We start from the raw sequence: 17,759 nt of genomic DNA, 5'->3' as shown, positions 1-17,759 counted from the left end.
TCTCCCTTGAAGAATGGCGCGCAGTATATATCGCCACCGGCGATTTACGCGCCTGCGAAGGGCAAGAGCTGTAACGAAATGTCCTGCCAAAGGACAAGAATAGTCTTACAGAGGAAACAGACGACCCCGTCGCGTCAGAACGACGGAGCCGATTGGCCTCAGTCCTTGGCCAGCACGCCGTCGATCACCGCGCCACGGCAACCGGCAAACATGTCCAGACCCGGCTGATAGACCTTGCTCTTGACCTCGAGCAGGCCAAGCATCGAGTGGAACAGGTTGTCCTGACTCAGGGGTTTGTCGCGGCTCATCTGCAGGCAATGGGTGTCGACCGAATAAGCCTTCTGATAGTTATCGGAAAACCATGCCAGCATCGCTACATGCTTTTGTTGCTCAGGCGCCAGCATGTAAGGCGTACCGTGCAGGAACAAGTTGTACTCGCCCAGCGACTCGCCGTGGTCCGACAGATACAACATGGCGGTATCGACTTTGTCCTGATTGCTGCGCAATACATCGATCAGGCTCGACAGCACATGGTCGGTATACACCAGTGTGTTGTCGTACCCGTTGACGATACTTTCGCGGCTGCAATTGTTCAGCGCGTTACTTTCACACACCGGGGTGAAGTGCTCGTATTCCTTCGGATAACGCTTGAAGTATTCCGGGCCGTGACTGCCCATCTGGTGCAGGACTAAAACAGTGTCCTTGTCCAAGTGGTCGATAAAACCTTGCAGGCCTTGCAGGAGGATTTCGTCGCGGCACTCGCTGTTGGCACACAGCGCAGGGTCTTTCAGGTTGCTGACATCCTGCAGGGTGACTCGATCACAGGTGCCTTTGCAGCCAGACTGGTTGTCACGCCAGATCACGTCGATACCGGCACGCTTGAGCACATCGAGTAAACCTTCTTCATTCTTCGCCTTGCTGGCGTCGTAATTCTTGCGACCCATGTTGGAGAACATGCACGGCACCGAAACAGCCGTTTCCGTGCCGCAGGAATGTACATCGGTAAAGGCGATCAACCCGGTTTCCTTGTCGAGTTGTGGCGTCGTATCGCGGTTGTAGCCAAGGATGCCGAAATTCTCCGCACGGGCGCTCTCACCCACAACCAGTACGGTCAGGGATTTGCGTGGCTGGAGTTTCAGATCGGGATTGCGCTGGGCGTCTTCGCCGATCTTGACGAACGGTTGCTGCGCCGAAACCACTTGCTCACGCAGGTAGCCGGCCGACGCACCGATGTAGTTGCTCGGCACCAACATCAGGCGAATTTCGTGATGGTTGCGAAACAGTGAAGACAAGCCCTGATAGTTGGCCAGGGCCACGCCGCCGATTACCGCTGCCGAGGCGACACTGACAATAACTTTACTGAACAACTCACGGTGCCAGCGACGATAATTAATCGGTAACTTCCACAACAAAAATGATGGCAAGACACCGAGCAACAGAATATAAGCAAACAACTTCAACGAGAGCAGATCACGCACTTCCGTTGCATTGGTTTCGGCCAGGTTTCGAAACATGCCGGCATCGATCATGACGCCATATTGACTCATGAAGTAAGCCACCCCGGCGCTGATCAGAAATATCAGCGTCAACAGCGGTTTGAGCAACGGACGAAAAGCCAGAACCGTCAGCACGATATTGAATGCCGCAAGGATCATCACCCCGAAAGCCACGCGCATGGCGATGCCCTTGCCATCGGCGGCAGTGATCTCGAACAGGTGCTGCCAGAGGACAACATTGCAGCCGATTAAAAGAAAGGCGCTGGCGATCAACGTCACCCATTCCGGGCGCACGGCTTTTAACTTCAACATAGAAAGGGCGATTCCTGAAAAGAAGAGCCTCGGTCAATGAGAGAAAATTCAATTGTGAAAATTTCATTAACCAAGGCATGACAAACTTTAAGCAGGCAACCATCAATTTTTTGTGAAAAAGACGCCAACGATTAGTTGGCCGTTGGCAATGTGATGAAACTTGTGAAGTATTTGAGAATGGTTCAGCTTTGATTCAGTAAAAACAACTCGGCTGTATATTGTGGGAGCGAGCCTGCTCGCGAAGAGGCCGGCACATTCAACATTTTTGGTGACAGACAATCCGCTTTCGCGAGCAGGCTCGCTCCCACAGGGGATGGCGGGGTTATCGACTTTTTAAAAAGGGCTGTGGATTTTCTGGTTTGCCCGGACTGGACCGCTTCGCGCTTAATCATCCGCCCAGCCCAAAGGTCTGATGATGGAAAACGTTCGCACCACCGCTCGCCCCGCCGTCTGGTTGATGCTCGCAATCATTCTCGTCGCACTCAATCTGCGTCCGTCGATGGCGGCGGTCGGTCCGTTACTGTCGGCCATTCGCGGCGACATCCCGCTGAGCTTCACTGTCGCTTCACTGCTGACCATGCTGCCAGTGATGGCGATGGGGCTGGCGATGTTTTTCGGCATAGGCATCAGTCAACGGCTGGGTGAGCAACGGACGGTATTGCTGTCCTTGCTGATCATCGGTCTGGCGACGTTGTCACGACTGTTTATCGACTCTGCTGCCCAATTGATTGCAAGCGCCGTGCTGGCCGGCATCGGCATAGCACTGATTCAGGCGCTGATGCCGGCGCTGATCAAATCGCGCTTCGCTGACAACGTCGCCTTGTGCATGGGTCTATACGTCACGTCGATCATGGGTGGCGCTGCACTTGCCGCGTCGCTCGCGCCGCTGGTGATGGTGCAAACCGGGAGCTGGCGCAGTGGTCTGGCCTTCTGGGCGATTCTGGCTTTACTCGCGTTTGTGTTCTGGTGGTTCCAACGCCGCCAGCAACCCTCCGCGGAGATGACGGCAGCCAGAAAAGATTCGTTCTTCGCCAATTCCCGCGCCTGGTTACTGGCAATATTCTTTGGTTTGGGGACAGCGTCCTACACCTGCGTGCTGGCCTGGCTCGCGCCGTACTACGTGGAAAAAGGCTGGAGCGAACAAAACGCCGGGCTGTTGTTGGGTTTTCTGACGGCCATGGAGGTGATTTCCGGCTTGGTGGTTCCCGCAATCGCCAATCGCAGCCGCGATCGACGCGTGATTCTGATGGTGTTACTGATGCTGATCATCGCCGGATTTTGCGGCCTGATCCTCAGCCCACAACAGCTCAGCCTGCTGTGGCCGTGCCTGTTGGGGCTGGGCATTGGCGGTTTGTTTCCGATGAGCCTGATCGTCTCGCTCGATCACCTCGACAACCCGCAACGCGCCGGTGGGCTGACCGCGTTCGTGCAGGGCATTGGTTACTTGATCGCCGGCCTTTCGCCGCTGCTGGCCGGAATGATCCGCGATTGGCTCGGGAGTTTCGAGTGGGCCTGGTGGTCGCTGACCGCTGTGATGGGAGTGATGCTGTTGATGGTGTGGCACTTCGATCCCAGGCATTACGCCCGACACTTTCACTCGTCGAGATAAAGGCTTCTGGCCACTTTTCGGCGGTTTTGTCGGCGACGTCGTGTTCGTAAAACTTTCTGTCCCACAACTGACTGTGAAACGTCCTACAGGGCTTTGTCCTGGCACCATCGTTCCGCTACGATCGTTCGCACACGTTTGCGCGGATTCAGCGCAAGAAGCACAGCGAGACAGTACGGATGCTGAACAGTAACTTGCTTCGAAAGCTCGACATGCAGGATCTCATGGTGTTTATCGCCGTTTATGAGCAAAGCAGCGTCACCGATGTGTCAGAAACCCTGTTCGTCAGCCAGTCCACCGTCAGTTACTGTTTGAAAAAACTGCGCACCAGTTTCGAAGACGAACTGTTCATCAACACCCGCACCGGCATGCGTCCGACCTACAAGGCCAGCACCATGTACGGCCATGTGCAGAAGATCCTCGAAAGCATCAACCTGTGCCACGCCGGCGCCCCTACGTTCGACCCGACCCAACAAGCCGTCACCTTCAACATCTGCGCCCCGGAATACTTCGAGCAACTGATTCTGCCGCGCCTGCTGAAGCGTTTCGATTTCGATGATTTGCCGGTGATGGTCAACATGCACAAGTTCGAGACCGACGTCCCGGCGGATGAGCTGCGCGACGGCAGCCTCGATCTGGTGATCAGTTTCGGCCCCAACTTCCACCGCCATCACACTGACCTGAAATCGCGGATGCTGCTGGAGGATGATCTGGTCTGCGTCTTCGACAAACGCGCCACGCCACTGGAGCCGCGCCTGAGCCTGCAGGCCTTTACCGAACGCCGACATGTGTTCCCGACACCGTGGACGTCAACCACCAACATGGTCGATGGCTGGCTGGCGCGGCAGGCGCAGAAGCGCCAGATCGTCGCGCGCTCGAACAGCTACAGCGCGGCATTGAAAATGATCACCGGGACCGACTTCATCCTCACCCTGCCCCGCCGCATCCAGCGCTTGCTGACCAACGAGGCGGTGTTCAATCACTGTGAGGCGCCGAACGGCTTGCCGGGCTTTACCCTCGACATGCAGTGGAGCCAGAGCGTTGATCAGGACAGCGCCAACCTCTGGTTACGCGAGCAAGTGGTCAAGGTGTGCAGCGAACTCGAAGCGGCCTGAGTCCTACACACCAATCGCGGTTTTGCTGTAGGACTCGCGATCCATATCGACCAGTTCGACACACAGCTGCACTTCGACGCCGGCCGGCCATTCGCACAGGTCCTGCAAGACCGCCAACAGGCTTTCTGACAACTGCTTCTTGATCTGCGGCGAACGCCCGCTGAGCAGCGCCAGCTTCACATAGACGAAGGCGCGCTCGGCCATGGCGGTGCCGACCTTGAAGGTCTCGACTTTAATTGCACGGCTTTTGATATCGAACTCCGCCGCGAACTGACCGGAGCCCACCAGGGTGTTGTTGAGGCGGATCAACGCGACGTCGGCGTTCAACTGCGGCAGATTGGCGGTGTATTCCATGTGCAGGTGTGGCATTGCAGATCCCCGATGAGTTGGCAGAAAGGTCGTACATATAGCACAGCTCTGTCCAACCCTCCCGGTGACTTTCCAATGTGGGAGCGAGCTTGCTCGCGAATGCGGTCGTTCAGCGACACTTAAGGTGCCTGATACACCGCTTTCGCGAGCAAGCTCGCTCCCACACGGTATGTGATGCTCATCAGGCTGCGGTCAATGGCCGTTCGCTCATGAATTGCTCCAGCCGCGAACGCAACCAGCGCTCCGCCGGATCGCTGTCCACATGGCTAAGCCAGACCATCGACAAATCCAGCGTCGGGGTCTTGAACGGAAAGGGTTCCTTGAACAGCAGCCCCGAAGTGGCCATGGCCGCCGCCGTGTAATCCGGCAGACTGGCAATCAGGTCGGTGCCGGCCAGCAGCGCCGGCAACGCACTGTATTGCGGCACCGACAGCACCACCTGACGAGTGCGACCGAGCTCCGCCAGCCACTCATCAGCGAAACCACTGACATTGGCCGTGTGCGAAACCAGTACGTGCGGGCGCGCGCAATATTCATCCAGCGTCAGCGGCGTATCACTGGCGTCGGCGCGCAGGATGCTCGGCTGAATATGCCGCAGCAGTTTGCGCTTGGCATTGGCCGGCAGGCCTCGGGTCTGGCTGATGCCGACCGTGATGTCGCCCGCCGCGAGCAGATCGGGAATGCGCCAGTAATCGACATGTTGCACCACAAACACCACGTTCGGCGCCTCCTGGCGCAGCGCACGCAACAGCGGCGGCAGCAGACCGAACTCGACGTCATCGGACAGGCCGATGCGAAAAGTCATGGTGCTGACGGCCGGGTCGAAGTCGCGGGTCAGGCTCAGCGCCACCGATAACGAGTCCAGCGCAGGCTTGAGATGGCGAAAAATATCTTCGGCGCGGGCGGTCGGCTCCATGCGGTGGCCGACGCGGATAAACAGCGGATCGTTGAGCATCGTGCGCAAGCGATTGAGCGCCGAACTGATGGTTGGCTGGCCGAGAAACAGCTTCTCGGCCGCGCGGGTCACGTTGCGCTCGAGCATCAAGGTCTCGAACACCACCATCAGGTTGATGTCGGCCTTGCGAAGTTCATTGCGGTTCATCCATTGCCCCCTGCCCCCCGGAATACCGGCAGTGTAGAAAGGCCTTGGGGCTGGCGTCCATCAACCTTTGCAGCGCCGAGCGAGGTCTTAGCGAACGGTCAGCGATTTCAACCCCAACCCCATCACTCGCGCATCATCGTTCAAGCCCAGATTTCGTGGGCTGGTGGCGTCAGGCAAATGCACCTGGATACTCAACACCCGGCCATCGACCAGTGTTTCGCGCACGGCCGCATCGAGCGGGATTTCCAGCAGATTGCCCTCAACCTGCGTCAACCGCGTCGACAAGACTTCAACGCCATTGATGCTGACGATGACCCGTTGCGTCAACTTGGGCGGCATGACGAACGCCAGAACATCGATCACGATCGAAGAGGCTTGTGGCGCAACCCGCAGCGCAATTTCCGCGTCCTGCCCTTCACTCCAGGTACCCCAGGTTTCCGGAGCGGCCCAACCTTTGACCAACTGTCGGCTCTTGCGATTGAACGCTTGCACCCGCCCCGGCTGGCTCAAGGGAACAGCTGACATTGAGCGCCCCTCATCAACCATCGCCAGACATTGATCACAGCGTTTCCAGCCTGGTGCCAGTACGACAAAGTCGTCGACTCTGGTCAGCAGGTCGGTATCGCTGTGAACGTTCCTGATGGCCAGGTCCAGCGAATCATCGTCGAGGATGTACAGCGAATCGGCCTCGTATTGCCCCGAACTCAGCCGGCGTTGCGCGTCACGTTGAGCGATGTCTAGCGCCTTGGGGCTCATGCGCCCCATATAAACAGCATCGGTCTTCATGCCATGAACGGCAGCAAAGTCGGCAATGACTTGCCACTGGTCCGCCTGATTTTTGGGGATCAACGCACGGATGTTCTTGTAGTGCGCCGCCGCGCTGCTCCAGAACGGATCGTGCATGGGGCTTGCCCAGGTCGAAGTTTGCGTAACCATTTTTGCCGCTCTCAAGCCCGCCCAGGCAATGCGGGTATCGATGACTTGGGCCGTCAGCGCCACTGCCAGCAGCCCCATGGCGATCTGCGGTCGATAGCCACGCACCACCAGAAACGTAATCAGCAAAACGATGGCGTAGAACACCGGCCAGAACATACGGCCCGAGGCGCGGAAGATGCTTGCCAGTCCCTCGACCGTCTTCGGTAGCGGATAACTGAACGTCTGTGTGCCCAGACCAATTTGATTGGACAACGCAAACAGGCTCAGCCCAACCATCGCCAACAGTAGCCATGGCCAACGACTCAGCAACGCCTTGACGCGAATATTGCCGCGCAACATGGCGAAACCCGCCACCGGCACCAGCAGCAGCACTCCGAGGCCCAGATAGTTGAAACCTTCATAGTCTCCACCGCCCTTGGCAAAACCTGGCAAGACGAATGACCATCCATCCGCATCGAACAGCGAGACCAGATTCATCCGATACCAACCGAAACCGCCCCCTCCCGCTCCGTCGACAATGCTGAAATAACCCGCCTGCCAGCAACACAAGCTGACCAGGGCAAACAGGCTGCCGAACTCGATCAGCCCCTGACGACGGGTCAGCTTGCCGATCATGACTTTGGCAAAAAGGTCGGCAACCCAGAGCAAAGCCACCATGACCAGCAGGTAGGCGTGCACCAGCGCCGTAGCTGCAAGCAACACGCCCCATGCCCGCCGTCGCCGCGCAAGCGCCGGATGCAGGGCCAGATAGAGGGCAGCGAGGATCAGGAAGTGTCCGGCGAGGGAAAGGTGCCCGCCGGTGCGCAAAAACATCGGCGGCGAAAACACCAGCAAACCGGTACCCAATAAGCGCAGCACAGGGTTATCGGTAATCAGGCCGAGCAGTTTCCAGGCAAACCAGGCTTGCAAAACAAAACAGGCCAGCAGCCATAAGCCGAAATATTGGAACGTTTGCGGCAACCAGCCATTAAACGGTTTGAACAGCAGTGCCAGCAGCGGATTGGAGTCTGAAAAAATCACCGCACTGCCCAGCTCCAGTCCATAAGACGGATTGAGTCCGAGCGGAAACGCCCAGGGCGCATGCCGAAAATATAACCAGCCCAGATAGTGCGTCGCCGGATCCCCCTCCTTGAGCCAGGCGATGTTCTGCGGATCCAGCGCTCGCGGTCCGATTACCAGAAAAAACGCCAGCACACCCAACAACAACGGCAGCAGCGCGAGGGCTGGGTGCTTGTTCAATTCCCTCATCGGTACGTCCAGAAGTTATGCAGTACGAAGGTGAATGCCGGGATCGTCAGCGCCACCGCAGCGATGCCCAGCAAATAGTGGAAACCCGCTATTTGCGCAGCCCAGGCGACGAACATCGCCAGCCAAAACCCACAGACCGAAACCAGCAGAAACCGCAGCAGGGTTCGGCCTTGCAATCGTGCCGAGAAGCTCCAGGTGGTGTTGATCACATACGACACGAGCGTCGCCACGGCAAAAGCCACGCCGTTGGCGAGGGGCGGTAGCGGACTGATGAAGTTGATGAACAAAACCGCGACCAGTGCATGTAGGGCCGTAACGAACAGCCCGGTCACGGCGAAACGCACACCGCGCTGGATCAGCGCTGATTTCTCGGCTGAAGTCACGGTTTTTGCGCCAGCACAAAAACGCTCAAACCCGCCAGACGATTCATGCCCATCAACGGTAGCTCCAGGCTGCAAAGTGTCTTGAGCAGCGTGTTCACCAGGGGATGATGACGCTTGAGCTGCGAACGCGGCGGTTGCGCTTGCGCGCCTTGCGGCAACAAGCGCAACGCCGCCGCAATCGGAAACACTGCACCGAAATAGTAGGCTCCGCGCTGCACCGTCAAACCGGCATCGTGCGCCAGTGTTTCGAATTGCGCCAACGTGTAGCGGCGCTTGTGCTCGAGAAAATCATCGTGCCCGCTCCACAAGAACTGGAACGCCGGCACTGTCATCAGAAATCGACTACCCGATGGCACTTTATCAACGTACATCTTGAGCAGACCGAGGTCGTCATCGACATGCTCAAGCACATCCATCAACAACACCAGATCGGCATCGATGGTTTCGATCCCGCGACGGTAATGTACCGGCTTGCCGGCGGTGGTCGCGCTGGAGTCGGCGGGATAGCTGATATCCACGCACCACGCTTCCCTTGCATCGGTATGCGTCAGCAAATGGTGGGAGAAAAACCCCGAGCCAGCGCCGACATCGAGGATCCGTGTGATCGGTGCCGCACCGAGCAACCGCGTGGTGGCTGCGGCTTTCGAGCAGTAATACCAATGCTCGCCGATGCTGTCGCCGAGAATGTCGGTTTCCTTGAGATCCATGTATCAGTCCTTGGGGTCGTAGACGCGACGCACCAGAAAAACCGGCCGGCGTTTGGATTCGATATAGGTGCGGCCCAGGTACTCACCGAGCACCCCGATGCCAATCAATTGCAGGCCGCCGAGAAAGGTCACGGCCACCATCAGCGAGGCGTAACCGGGCATGTCGACCCCATGGATCAACGTACGCAAGACAATGAACATGGCGAAGGCAAAGGACACCAGCGACACCAATGCGCCGACATACGTCCAGATCCGCAACGGCTCGGTGCTGAAACTGGTGATGCCTTCCAGCGCGAAATTCCACAGGCGCCAACCATTGAACTTGCTCTGCCCCGCCACCCGCTCCGGGCGTTCGTAATCGACGTGGGTCGTACGAAAGCCGACCCAGGCGAACAGGCCCTTCATGAAGCGCCGGGATTCGGGCAAGGTCAGCAAGGCGTCGACCACGCAGCGATCCATCAGACGAAAATCGCCGACGTTCTCGGGCAAAGGCTGTTCGGCAATCTTGTTGTGCAGGCGATAGAACCAGTGAGCGGACGTCTGCTTGGCCCAGGTGTCGCTGCGACGGCTGATGCGGTGACCGAGCACCACTTCAAAGCCTTCTCGCCAGCGCTCGATCATCTGCAAAATGACCTCCGGCGGGTCCTGCAAGTCAGCATCGATCGGGACCACGATCTGTCCGGTCGCGATCTGCAAACCGGCGGACAGCGCCGCTTCTTTGCCGAAGTTACGACTCAGGTCGACGATACGCAGGCGCACATCCTGATGCTGATGTTCGAGCAGGCGTTCGAGGGTCGCGTCTGTGCTGCCGTCGTTGACGAACACCAGCTCCAGATCGATCAACGCCTGTGCCTGAAAGACTTCATTGATGCGCCGCAAAAAGGTGTCGAGGCTGTCCTCCTCGTTAAAAACGGGGACCACCAGCGATAACGTCACCTGCCCGGCCTGTTGCGTTCCGTGCTCAGTCAAAGGAGTGCTCTTCTTATAGTGTTTGTCGGTCGCCGAACGATATTCGACGCCATGAGCCGTCCCGTATTAAGCAGGAGCGTCGACGGCGTTGCAAGGTGCAGACGGCGTCATATTGGCCAATCCAGAGGCCTATCCACACGCTCTGGCCCGCGCCCTTCAGAAACATCCGCGAACGATTGGAAACAAATGTCCGATAGCCAAAAAAACCGTCTGCGCTAGGCTTGCGAGCATGCGCCACACAGGCTGTCGCACAATGAATCGCATGGAGCGAACTGAATGTATTTCGAGATTTACAGGCAATCCAGAGGCACCCCGAGCACTGGCAAAGGGCAATGGCGCTGGAGACTGAGGGCGGGTAACCACGAGACCATCGCCAGTGGCGAGTCTTATGTGAACAAGGCGGACTGTTTGCATGTGATCGGGTTGATCAAGGCTGTGCAGGGAGAGACGCCGGTCAAGGAGATTTAGTCGCTCTGCACGACCCTGCGAAAATGGAAAAGCCCCACAGTTCAGAGACTGTGAGGCTTTTTTCGGGCCGGTATCGAACAAGCCTGGGCGCTTTGCGCGACCGCGTGAAAAACCTCAAAGACCCGCCTGCAAAGCAGGCTTGTTGTTCAGTCCGCCAGCCAGGCGTTTCGCCACGCCAACAGATGTTCGTCCTTGAGCATCCAGTGATCGAGGACAACGCTGCGCAGGGCCTCTCCAGCCTTGGCGCTGGCATCGGCGTCAGCAAGATGCTCGCGAATAGCGGCAATCCAGTCTTGCGAACGGTTCCTGACCCTCGTCACCGGGAAATCACCCTGATAACAAACGATATCCGAGCAGATCACGGGGAAACCACAGGCGCCATATTCCAACAAGCGCAAATTGCTTTTGCAGGCGTTGAAAAAGTTGTCTTTCAGAGGAGCCAAAGCCAGGTCCAGGTTCAGGCCGGCCAGTCTTTGCGGGTATTTTTCGATACTCACCCCTCTATGGAACTCATGGACATAGGGGCGCAGTGCTGGTGGGCACATGCCCATGAACACCCATTCAACTTCGCCTTCCAGCGCACGAACCACTTCGGCGATGACTTGCAGGTCGGCGCTGTGACTCGAGCCGCCGGCCCAGCCAACCCGAGGCTTGCGGCCTTGCTGGCGCTGGCTGGTCAGGTCGCTCCACCAATGGCTCGGCAGACGGTTTTCCATCACCCGGATATCGGCGCTGAACCCCTTCAGCGCATTGGCCAGCGGCTCGGTCGACACCACCAAGCGATCGCACAGCCCTACCGCTTTCTTCAAGCGTTTGGTGATGTCTTTGGGCAGCAATTCGTGGTTCAAGTTGCCAGCGGGCACGTCAAGAATATAGTCATCCAGCTCGTAAACCTTGAACGCCCTGGAGAACGCCTTGGTGTCCTGCATGTACTCCAGATGAGGCGTTGTGTGCTGCCCCTGAAAAATGATCGTGTCCGGAGCAATGCGCTCCAGCTCTGTCGGTTGCAGTCCCTCGTCGCTCACCGTTCCGCCGATCAGCTGCGCGGCTTTCAGGGCAGCGAAAGGCTGACGCACGCGGTAGTGTCCGCTGCCGAAAGAGTCGAGGGGGTGACACAGCACGTGTGGCAACTCACGACGGGCAAACGGGTGCCAGTCAGTATCGGTGCGGTATTTGGAGGAGAAGCCACTGCCCTCCAGGGTCAGGTTGCGATTGTAGGCCGGATCGTTGGCGATTTGCGCAAGCCAACGCTGGTACATCACCGACTGTTCGCCCTTGAACCGTTTACGCTTGGCTTGCTCCTTGGTCGTGTCGACGTTGGTCTGGCTCACACTGGCTTCGTGAACGAGCAGCGCATAAGGCGTCCAGACAATCAGCCGTCCAGCCTGGCCGACTTTCAGGCACAGATCCACATCGTTAAAGGAAACGGCCAGGCCGACCTCGTCCATTCCACCCACTTGCTGGTACAGCTCGGTGCTGATCATCAGGCAGGCGGCGGTGACCGCGCTGTAGTTCTGATCAAGATGCAAGCGGTGAAGGTAGCCGTTGGACTGCATTGAATCGCCGATAAACGGGTGGTCTGCAACGCCGCGCAACCCGAGTACCACGCCTGCATGCTGAACAGTTCCGTCGAGGAATAACAGCTTGGCGCCCACTATCCCCACTTCTGGCCGCTGGGCGTGATGCAGTAGCGCACCAAGCCAGTCGCCATCGATGATCGCCGTGTCATTGTTGAGCAGCACCAGGTAATCGCCGCGGGCATGGCTGGCGGCAAAATTATTGATCGCCGAATAGTTGAACGGGTGCGGATAACGCAGGATGCGCACCTTGGGGTCGTTCAACAGCTCCATACCGTTGAACCAGTCCCGGGCTTCGTCGGTTTCGCTGTTGTTGTCGACGATGATCAGTTCGTAATTCGTATAGCTGGTTTTCTCCATGATGCTTTCGATGCAGCGCAGCAGCATCGGCAGGCAGTCCTTGGTGGGAATAAGGATCGAGACCAGCGGCTGCTCCACATGTCGGTAGACCACACGGTTAGCCATTGGCAAAGGTCCGGCCTGCAGTTCATGAGCCACGCCCAGGCGCTGCAAGTGCGCCCCGACGATGGCTGCCGAGTTCGCGATGACTTGGGGTTCACCGAGCCACTGGGGGAAATTGATGGCCTGATGCACCAGCACATCCGCGAGGTGCCCGACAGTACCCAGACCGTGAGTTTCAATCAGCCGAAAAAGCAAATTGTGGGGCGCCAGTTCGCTGAAGGCAGGATCAAAGCCGTCAGCAGACAGCGCGGCCTCGCGACTGAAGGACAGTGCGCGGCCGACATACGGATAACTGCGCAACATGTCCAGATTCAAATCCGGCTTGAATACCGGACCCTGGCAGCCTTCCGCGGTCAGTGAGTCTTCATCGCTGTAGCAAGCGCTGACACCGGGATTCAGTGCAATGCCTTCGGCGAGCAAAAGCAGCGCGTGGGGATCAAGTTCGTCTCCGCCCCTTAACAGGTACCACCAGTCAACCTCGATCTCCTGCAACAGCTCATTGAGCTGGCTCGGCCAGGATTCAGCCAGCGGTAGCCAGACCAGATTGGCCGCCGGTGTCACACCAACAGGTTCGGCGTTGGAGAGCACCACGATGGCCGCCGCCTGATAAAGCTGACGATCGATGCTTGCCAGGCTGGAACGCAACAGTCCGATGTCACCCGCAGTGTCGGTCAACACCAACAACACGTCCGGTTGCCGTGGCCAGCTCGCCAGTCGCGCGGGTAAACCTTCGACCTCGACAGCAGCCAGTTGCCGACTCGCCAGCCAGCGCTGATAAAGGTCGAGATTGCGCTGCTGACGGCCAACATTCGCCAGAACACCGAAAAATCGCACCAGGGTGTGTGCGAGGGTGCCGTCGAGCTGGCCGCTTTCCGCTTCGAAATCGTTGCCCGTGAGTTGCATCCGCTCCAGTGGGGCAAACACTTCAGTGCGCGCAAAGAACATGGTGCCGGCAAAATAATCCGCTTCGTTGATGCCTTGCGGATCAATGCCGCCACGCTCGGCCAGAGTGACCAGCAAGGCGCGACTGCTTTCGCTGAGGGATCGGGTGACTGGCAGCAGGTATCGCTGGGGACCCAGCATTGGAACGTGCACCGGGTCGGCAAGATGCTCCAGTGCTCGACTGAATCGTACCGGGCCCAGCAGATCATCGAACAGTTCAACGCCCCAGTCGTTCTCCCCGCCCAAGTGCAGCGAACGCTTGGTGTGCAGCTTGACCAGCGTGTGGATATTATCGGCACGCAAGAACGGCAGCACCCGCAGAAACGGCAAAACGTCCCTGCCGTGGTTCGGCACCCGGTATAGCGAAAAACTCAATGTACTGGCCGTCAGCTGAGCACAGACCGCATCGTCACGACCGGCTACGCAGGTTACGTAGAGATGCAGGCGTTCAGGCAGTTTGATCAAACGGCGCAGGATATCTTGCAGCACTTCGGGGTAATACGCATGGATAACCACGCCGACTGGCGGCTCGCCATCCTCGAATACTGGCGGCTGCGCAACCAGTACTTCGCACCCGTCGACGTGGGGAGCGGCGCTGCTGCCTGACTTGACGGACTGACGTTCAGAAACGCGGTGAGCACCTTGGGCTGATGGTGGAATTATCATGTTCAAACCAATTCAAATAGGAAGCGAGGCTGGAACTCGCTGGATGCGCCTTTCGCAGCCGAGGTGAGCAAGTATCCACTTTAGTGAGAGCGCTGGCCTCTTGGCTGGACAGAGGATAAACGACGACAGGGGCGATCTGGCGGCTGATTGCTGCCAATAATGACAGCCTCTACTCTGCGAGCACGGCATTCAATGGGTCGGCGAGTTCTGTGAGCGTCGTTTCTCTAATGTCGGCAGAGGCTGTGCTTACTTAAATTGCCTCTATGCCGATGACCTCACCGTGCAAGACACGCTTCAGCGCCTTTGCTATCGCCACGAAGACTGGATTCGCAGAAACGAAAAAGCCCCGTAGATTTTCATCTACGGGGCTTTTTCCATGTAATGGCGGAGAAAGAGAAATCAGATGAAAATAAATCTGTCCCATACCTCGCATTCCTCATCCATTCCTCGTCCAGGCAATCCAAATGCACCCCGAGCACCGGCAAAGGGCAGTGGCGCTGGAGACTGAGGGCGGGTAACCACGAGACCATCGCCAATGGCGAGTCTTATGTGAACAAGGCGGATTGCTTGCATGTGATCGGGCTGATCAAGGCTGGGGAGACGCCGGCCAAGGAGATTTAACAAATGAACATGCTGACTATGGATATAGGCAGCATCCAGTCGTAAAACCTCTGAAACCCGCCCCGTCAGACTAGTCGGCAATCAACATACGGCTTTACCCAGACCTTCGCAGATGGATAATGGCAACCTGCCACAATTCGCCAGTCCCTGAATCCAGGGATTCTCATCCTATCGGCCCGACATTCACCATCATGGATACATGATCAGGCTACGAAACAAGGAGTTCGTAACTTTGACCCCTTCGCAGGATTTAACAGCTCCCCTTTCCCGGACACAGAAGTTCACTACCCTGATAACGCGAGGCATGGCCGGGCTTGGTGTTCTGCTAGGCGCCATGTGGGCACTGATCACCTACGCAGTGCCAGACCCTAGCGTGTTTGGCTTTAGTTTCATCAGTTGGAAAAACGTGGTCTTGCTGGTCAGCACCTTTATGTTTCTCGGTGCGGTTTCGATCCAATGGCAAATTCGACATTTCACGCCCTTGCTTAGAGGCAGCTTGCAGTTTCTCATCATCGCCGGGATGTCATTCGGCTTTTTTATCCTGGGTACTGAGTACGCCAAACCCTCATTCGAATTTGCAAAACTCCAGGCAAAAATCGTTGAGAACGAAGGGAGCAATCTGCTCGGCAAGCGCTTGGAAGTCTTGGACAACGTTCGTATTGAGCTGGATGGCTGCGAAAATATCGGTCGATTGCCTACGTGCACATTTGAACTGACAAACCTGAATGTGGATCGCAGTTTCCGTTTCGATGAGAGCACACGCCTGTTCGATGAATCGGGAGGACCTCTGAAATTTGAATCGATTCGAGTAGGCCAGGTGGAAGATCGCCCTTGGGCAAGATTCCAACTTATCCGCAATCTCCCTACGCGCGTCACTTTGAATTTTCAGCAAAGCAACGACAAGCTGACCAAGACCCCTGCCATCAAGCTCGTATTCAAGGATTTGAATGATGAGCCCCTCACCCTCAAATTCAGCGAGATCGACATGCGTTGATGCTGTCGGTACCTACATCATCAAATTTTCGCTCGGCTGGCTGAGACAATCGAGCGGATGCAAAAAAGCCCCGTAGCTTCTCAGCTACGGGGCTTTTTCTATGTAATGGCGGAGAGATAGGGATTCGAACCCTAGGTACCGGTGAAGGTACAACGGATTTCGAATCCGTCCCATTCGGCCACTCTGGCATCTCTCCAACGGCGCGCATCATAACAACACTTTTACCGAAAGCAAACCCTCTTTCGAAAATTTCTTCGTGCTATCAGATGCTTGCGTCGATTAAAGCGGTACGCCCAGACGATTGGCGACTTCTTCGTAGGCTTCGATGACGTCACCGAGGCCCTGACGGAAGCGGTCTTTGTCCATCTTCTTCTTGGTGTCCTTGTCCCACAGACGGCAGCCGTCCGGGCTGAACTCGTCGCCGAGGACGATCGAGCCGTCGCTGAACACGCCGAACTCAAGCTTGAAGTCGACCAGCAGCAGGCCGGCGTCGTCGAACAGTTTGCTCAGGACTTCGTTGACCTTGAGCGACAGTTCTTTCATGCGAACCAGTTGCTCGGCAGTGCCCCAACCGAATGCCACAACGTGGGATTCGTTGATGAACGGGTCGCCCTTGGCGTCGTCCTTGAGGAACAGTTCGAAGGTGTAAGGATTGAGCTTCAGGCCTTCTTCGACGCCCAGACGCTTGACCAGGCTGCCGGCAGCGTAGTTACGCACGACGCACTCGACCGGGATCATGTCGAGTTTCTTCACCAGGACTTCGTTGTCGGCCAGCAGTTTGTCGAATTGGGTCGGAATGCCGGCCGCTTCGAGTTTCTGCATGATGAAGGCGTTGAACTTGTTGTTGACCATGCCTTTGCGGTCGAGCTGCTCGATGCGCTTGCCGTCGAACGCCGAGGTGTCGTTGCGAAACAGCAGGATCAAGCGGTCAGCGTCGTCGGTCTTGTAAACCGATTTGGCTTTGCCGCGGTAGAGTTCTTCACGTTTTTCCATGATGGGCTCCGCTTGCTAAGTAGGTGGGCTAGGCGATGTGGCGCCAGTCGAGCCCTGAATCTTGATCGGCCAGTTGCAGCCAGTCCGGGTCACACCCGAGGGTGTCGACAAAACATTGCCGGGCCAGCTGCGGCAGGTTGTTCTTGCTGCTCAGATGGGCCAGAACCAGGTGTTGCAAACCCTGCCAGCCCAACTCGGACACCAGGAATGCCGCCTGATGGTTGTTCAAATGTCCCAGCTCGCCGCCCACCCGCTGCTTGAGAAAGTACGGGTAATGACCACGGGCCAGCATGTCGCGGCAATGGTTGGACTCGATCATCAAAGCATCGAGGTCCCGATAACCGTCCAGCACCCGCTCGCAGTAGGACCCCAGGTCGGTCAGCAGGCCGAAGCGCCGCTGCTCGTGATCACTGAAGACATACTGGGTCGGTTCCTGCGCATCATGGGCCACGGCAATGACCCCGATGTTCAGTGCACCGATCTGCAGTTGCTCGCCGCCAGCCAGAAAGCCTGCGGGTTCGATCGGTTTGCGCATCCCGCGCAGTGTGCCGCGACTGAGGTAGACCGGTAGATTGTAGCGCCGAGACAGCAAACCCACGCCATGCACGTGGTCGGCATGTTCGTGGGTTACGAGTATCGCGCTCAGTTGCGCCGGGTTCACACCCAGGCGCAACAGGCGTTTTTCGGTTTCCCGCAGGGAAAAACCACAATCCACCAGCACATACGTATCAGCACTGGCGATCAGCGTGCCGTTCCCTTGGCTACCGCTGCCGAGAACGGCAAAACGCATGGT

16 protein-coding genes and 1 tRNA gene are annotated in these 17,759 nt (G+C 57.4%); 5 read left to right on the top strand and 12 right to left on the bottom strand.

The genetic code is table 11. The features are described 5' to 3' along the window. Positions 1–158: 158 nt before the first annotated feature. On the bottom strand, positions 159–1,808 hold the full coding sequence (locus AC5SEM_RS03665) for a phosphoethanolamine transferase (protein WP_077571545.1): 1,650 nt from the start codon (positions 1,806–1,808) through the stop codon (positions 159–161). Between the two features lie 415 nt (positions 1,809–2,223). On the opposite strand from AC5SEM_RS03665, the gene AC5SEM_RS03660 reads away from it, so the two are divergent. Together AC5SEM_RS03660 and AC5SEM_RS03655 are read left to right on the top strand one after the other, a co-directional pair. Continuing rightward, complete coding sequence (locus AC5SEM_RS03660; RefSeq protein WP_137218107.1) at positions 2,224–3,417, top strand: cyanate transporter; 1,194 nt, start codon at positions 2,224–2,226, stop codon at positions 3,415–3,417. A 176-nt stretch (positions 3,418–3,593) separates the two neighbouring features. Further along, positions 3,594–4,529: a LysR family transcriptional regulator gene (locus AC5SEM_RS03655; RefSeq protein ID WP_034153164.1), complete on the top strand. Its 936-nt coding sequence runs from the start codon at positions 3,594–3,596 to the stop codon at positions 4,527–4,529. A gap of 3 nt (positions 4,530–4,532) precedes the next feature. Here AC5SEM_RS03655 and AC5SEM_RS03650 read toward each other — a convergent pair whose 3' ends face one another. The 6 genes from AC5SEM_RS03650 to AC5SEM_RS03625 all read right to left on the bottom strand — a co-directional run bounded on the left by AC5SEM_RS03650 (position 4,533) and on the right by AC5SEM_RS03625 (position 10,243). After that, positions 4,533–4,898, bottom strand: coding sequence for a 5-carboxymethyl-2-hydroxymuconate Delta-isomerase (locus AC5SEM_RS03650; RefSeq protein ID WP_077571543.1), 366 nt, complete (start codon positions 4,896–4,898; stop codon positions 4,533–4,535). Positions 4,899–5,079: 181 nt separating this feature from the next. Beyond that, positions 5,080–6,000: a LysR substrate-binding domain-containing protein gene (locus AC5SEM_RS03645; RefSeq protein ID WP_077571542.1), complete on the bottom strand. Its 921-nt coding sequence runs from the start codon at positions 5,998–6,000 to the stop codon at positions 5,080–5,082. A gap of 87 nt (positions 6,001–6,087) precedes the next feature. Further along, positions 6,088–8,184 carry a DUF6311 domain-containing protein gene (locus tag AC5SEM_RS03640; protein ID WP_495472198.1) on the bottom strand — a complete coding sequence of 699 codons (2,097 nt, stop codon included), beginning with the start codon at positions 8,182–8,184 and terminating at the stop codon, positions 6,088–6,090. Then, positions 8,181–8,567 carry a GtrA family protein gene (locus AC5SEM_RS03635; protein WP_137218105.1) on the bottom strand — a complete coding sequence of 129 codons (387 nt, stop codon included), beginning with the start codon at positions 8,565–8,567 and terminating at the stop codon, positions 8,181–8,183. The genes AC5SEM_RS03640 and AC5SEM_RS03635 overlap by 4 nt, the downstream gene beginning before the upstream one ends. After that, positions 8,564–9,274: a class I SAM-dependent methyltransferase gene (locus AC5SEM_RS03630; RefSeq protein ID WP_077571539.1), complete on the bottom strand. Its 711-nt coding sequence runs from the start codon at positions 9,272–9,274 to the stop codon at positions 8,564–8,566. The genes AC5SEM_RS03635 and AC5SEM_RS03630 overlap by 4 nt, the downstream gene beginning before the upstream one ends. 3 nt (positions 9,275–9,277) lie before the next feature. Then, entirely contained in the window at positions 9,278–10,243 is a 966-nt protein-coding gene (locus AC5SEM_RS03625; protein WP_495472197.1) for a glycosyltransferase family 2 protein, read from the bottom strand. A 276-nt stretch (positions 10,244–10,519) separates the two neighbouring features. Here AC5SEM_RS03625 and AC5SEM_RS03620 point away from each other — a divergent pair, with 276 nt between their 5' ends. Continuing rightward, the gene (locus AC5SEM_RS03620; RefSeq protein WP_016984684.1) at positions 10,520–10,711 is read left to right on the top strand and encodes a YegP family protein; all 192 of its coding nucleotides are present in this window, start codon (positions 10,520–10,522) and stop codon (positions 10,709–10,711) included. Between the two features lie 146 nt (positions 10,712–10,857). On the opposite strand, the gene AC5SEM_RS03615 is transcribed toward AC5SEM_RS03620, so the two are convergent. Together AC5SEM_RS03615 and AC5SEM_RS03610 are read right to left on the bottom strand one after the other, a co-directional pair. Next, a complete protein-coding gene (locus AC5SEM_RS03615) occupies positions 10,858–14,358 on the bottom strand; it encodes a glycosyltransferase (protein WP_495472196.1) in 3,501 nt (1,166 codons plus the stop codon). Positions 14,359–14,608: 250 nt separating this feature from the next. Then, on the bottom strand, positions 14,609–14,782 hold the full coding sequence (locus AC5SEM_RS03610) for a hypothetical protein (RefSeq protein WP_495473511.1): 174 nt from the start codon (positions 14,780–14,782) through the stop codon (positions 14,609–14,611). A 14-nt stretch (positions 14,783–14,796) separates the two neighbouring features. Between AC5SEM_RS03610 and AC5SEM_RS03605 the strand changes: the two genes are divergently transcribed. Beyond that, a complete protein-coding gene (locus AC5SEM_RS03605) occupies positions 14,797–14,979 on the top strand; it encodes a YegP family protein (RefSeq protein WP_495473442.1) in 183 nt (60 codons plus the stop codon). Positions 14,980–15,211: 232 nt separating this feature from the next. Beyond that, on the top strand, positions 15,212–15,973 hold the full coding sequence (locus AC5SEM_RS03600; RefSeq protein WP_240049793.1) for a hypothetical protein: 762 nt from the start codon (positions 15,212–15,214) through the stop codon (positions 15,971–15,973). Positions 15,974–16,079: 106 nt separating this feature from the next. On the opposite strand, the gene AC5SEM_RS03595 is transcribed toward AC5SEM_RS03600, so the two are convergent. The 3 genes from AC5SEM_RS03595 to AC5SEM_RS03585 form a co-directional block, all read right to left on the bottom strand. Beyond that, a tRNA-Ser gene (locus AC5SEM_RS03595) sits at positions 16,080–16,169 on the bottom strand. 83 nt (positions 16,170–16,252) lie between these two features. Continuing rightward, positions 16,253–16,966 carry a phosphoribosylaminoimidazolesuccinocarboxamide synthase gene (purC, locus tag AC5SEM_RS03590; RefSeq protein WP_077571533.1) on the bottom strand — a complete coding sequence of 238 codons (714 nt, stop codon included), beginning with the start codon at positions 16,964–16,966 and terminating at the stop codon, positions 16,253–16,255. Positions 16,967–16,994: 28 nt separating this feature from the next. Then, entirely contained in the window at positions 16,995–17,756 is a 762-nt protein-coding gene (locus AC5SEM_RS03585) for an MBL fold metallo-hydrolase (protein ID WP_007911390.1), read from the bottom strand. Positions 17,757–17,759: the final 3 nt, after the last annotated feature.

Source organism: Pseudomonas sp. CH61 (assembly GCF_059429415.1).
This window is presented reverse-complemented; position numbering and strand designations above follow the sequence as displayed.

Excerpts from the sequence above, each read along its gene's own strand:
- AC5SEM_RS03640 (WP_495472198.1), bottom strand. The coding sequence starts at position 8,184 with ATGAGGGAATTGAACAAGCACCCAGCCCTCGCGCTGCTGCCGTTGTTG.
- AC5SEM_RS03660 (WP_137218107.1), top strand. The coding sequence starts at position 2,224 with ATGGAAAACGTTCGCACCACCGCTCGCCCCGCCGTCTGGTTGATGCTC.
- AC5SEM_RS03585 (WP_007911390.1), bottom strand. The coding sequence starts at position 17,756 with ATGCGTTTTGCCGTTCTCGGCAGCGGTAGCCAAGGGAACGGCACGCTG.
- AC5SEM_RS03610 (WP_495473511.1), bottom strand. The coding sequence starts at position 14,782 with ATGGGACAGATTTATTTTCATCTGATTTCTCTTTCTCCGCCATTACAT.
- AC5SEM_RS03630 (WP_077571539.1), bottom strand. The coding sequence starts at position 9,274 with ATGGATCTCAAGGAAACCGACATTCTCGGCGACAGCATCGGCGAGCAT.
- AC5SEM_RS03645 (WP_077571542.1), bottom strand. The coding sequence starts at position 6,000 with ATGAACCGCAATGAACTTCGCAAGGCCGACATCAACCTGATGGTGGTG.
- AC5SEM_RS03655 (WP_034153164.1), top strand. The coding sequence starts at position 3,594 with ATGCTGAACAGTAACTTGCTTCGAAAGCTCGACATGCAGGATCTCATG.
- AC5SEM_RS03620 (WP_016984684.1), top strand. The coding sequence starts at position 10,520 with ATGTATTTCGAGATTTACAGGCAATCCAGAGGCACCCCGAGCACTGGC.
- AC5SEM_RS03615 (WP_495472196.1), bottom strand. The coding sequence starts at position 14,358 with ATGATAATTCCACCATCAGCCCAAGGTGCTCACCGCGTTTCTGAACGT.
- purC (WP_077571533.1), bottom strand. The coding sequence starts at position 16,966 with ATGGAAAAACGTGAAGAACTCTACCGCGGCAAAGCCAAATCGGTTTAC.
- AC5SEM_RS03665 (WP_077571545.1), bottom strand. The coding sequence starts at position 1,808 with ATGTTGAAGTTAAAAGCCGTGCGCCCGGAATGGGTGACGTTGATCGCC.
- AC5SEM_RS03650 (WP_077571543.1), bottom strand. The coding sequence starts at position 4,898 with ATGCCACACCTGCACATGGAATACACCGCCAATCTGCCGCAGTTGAAC.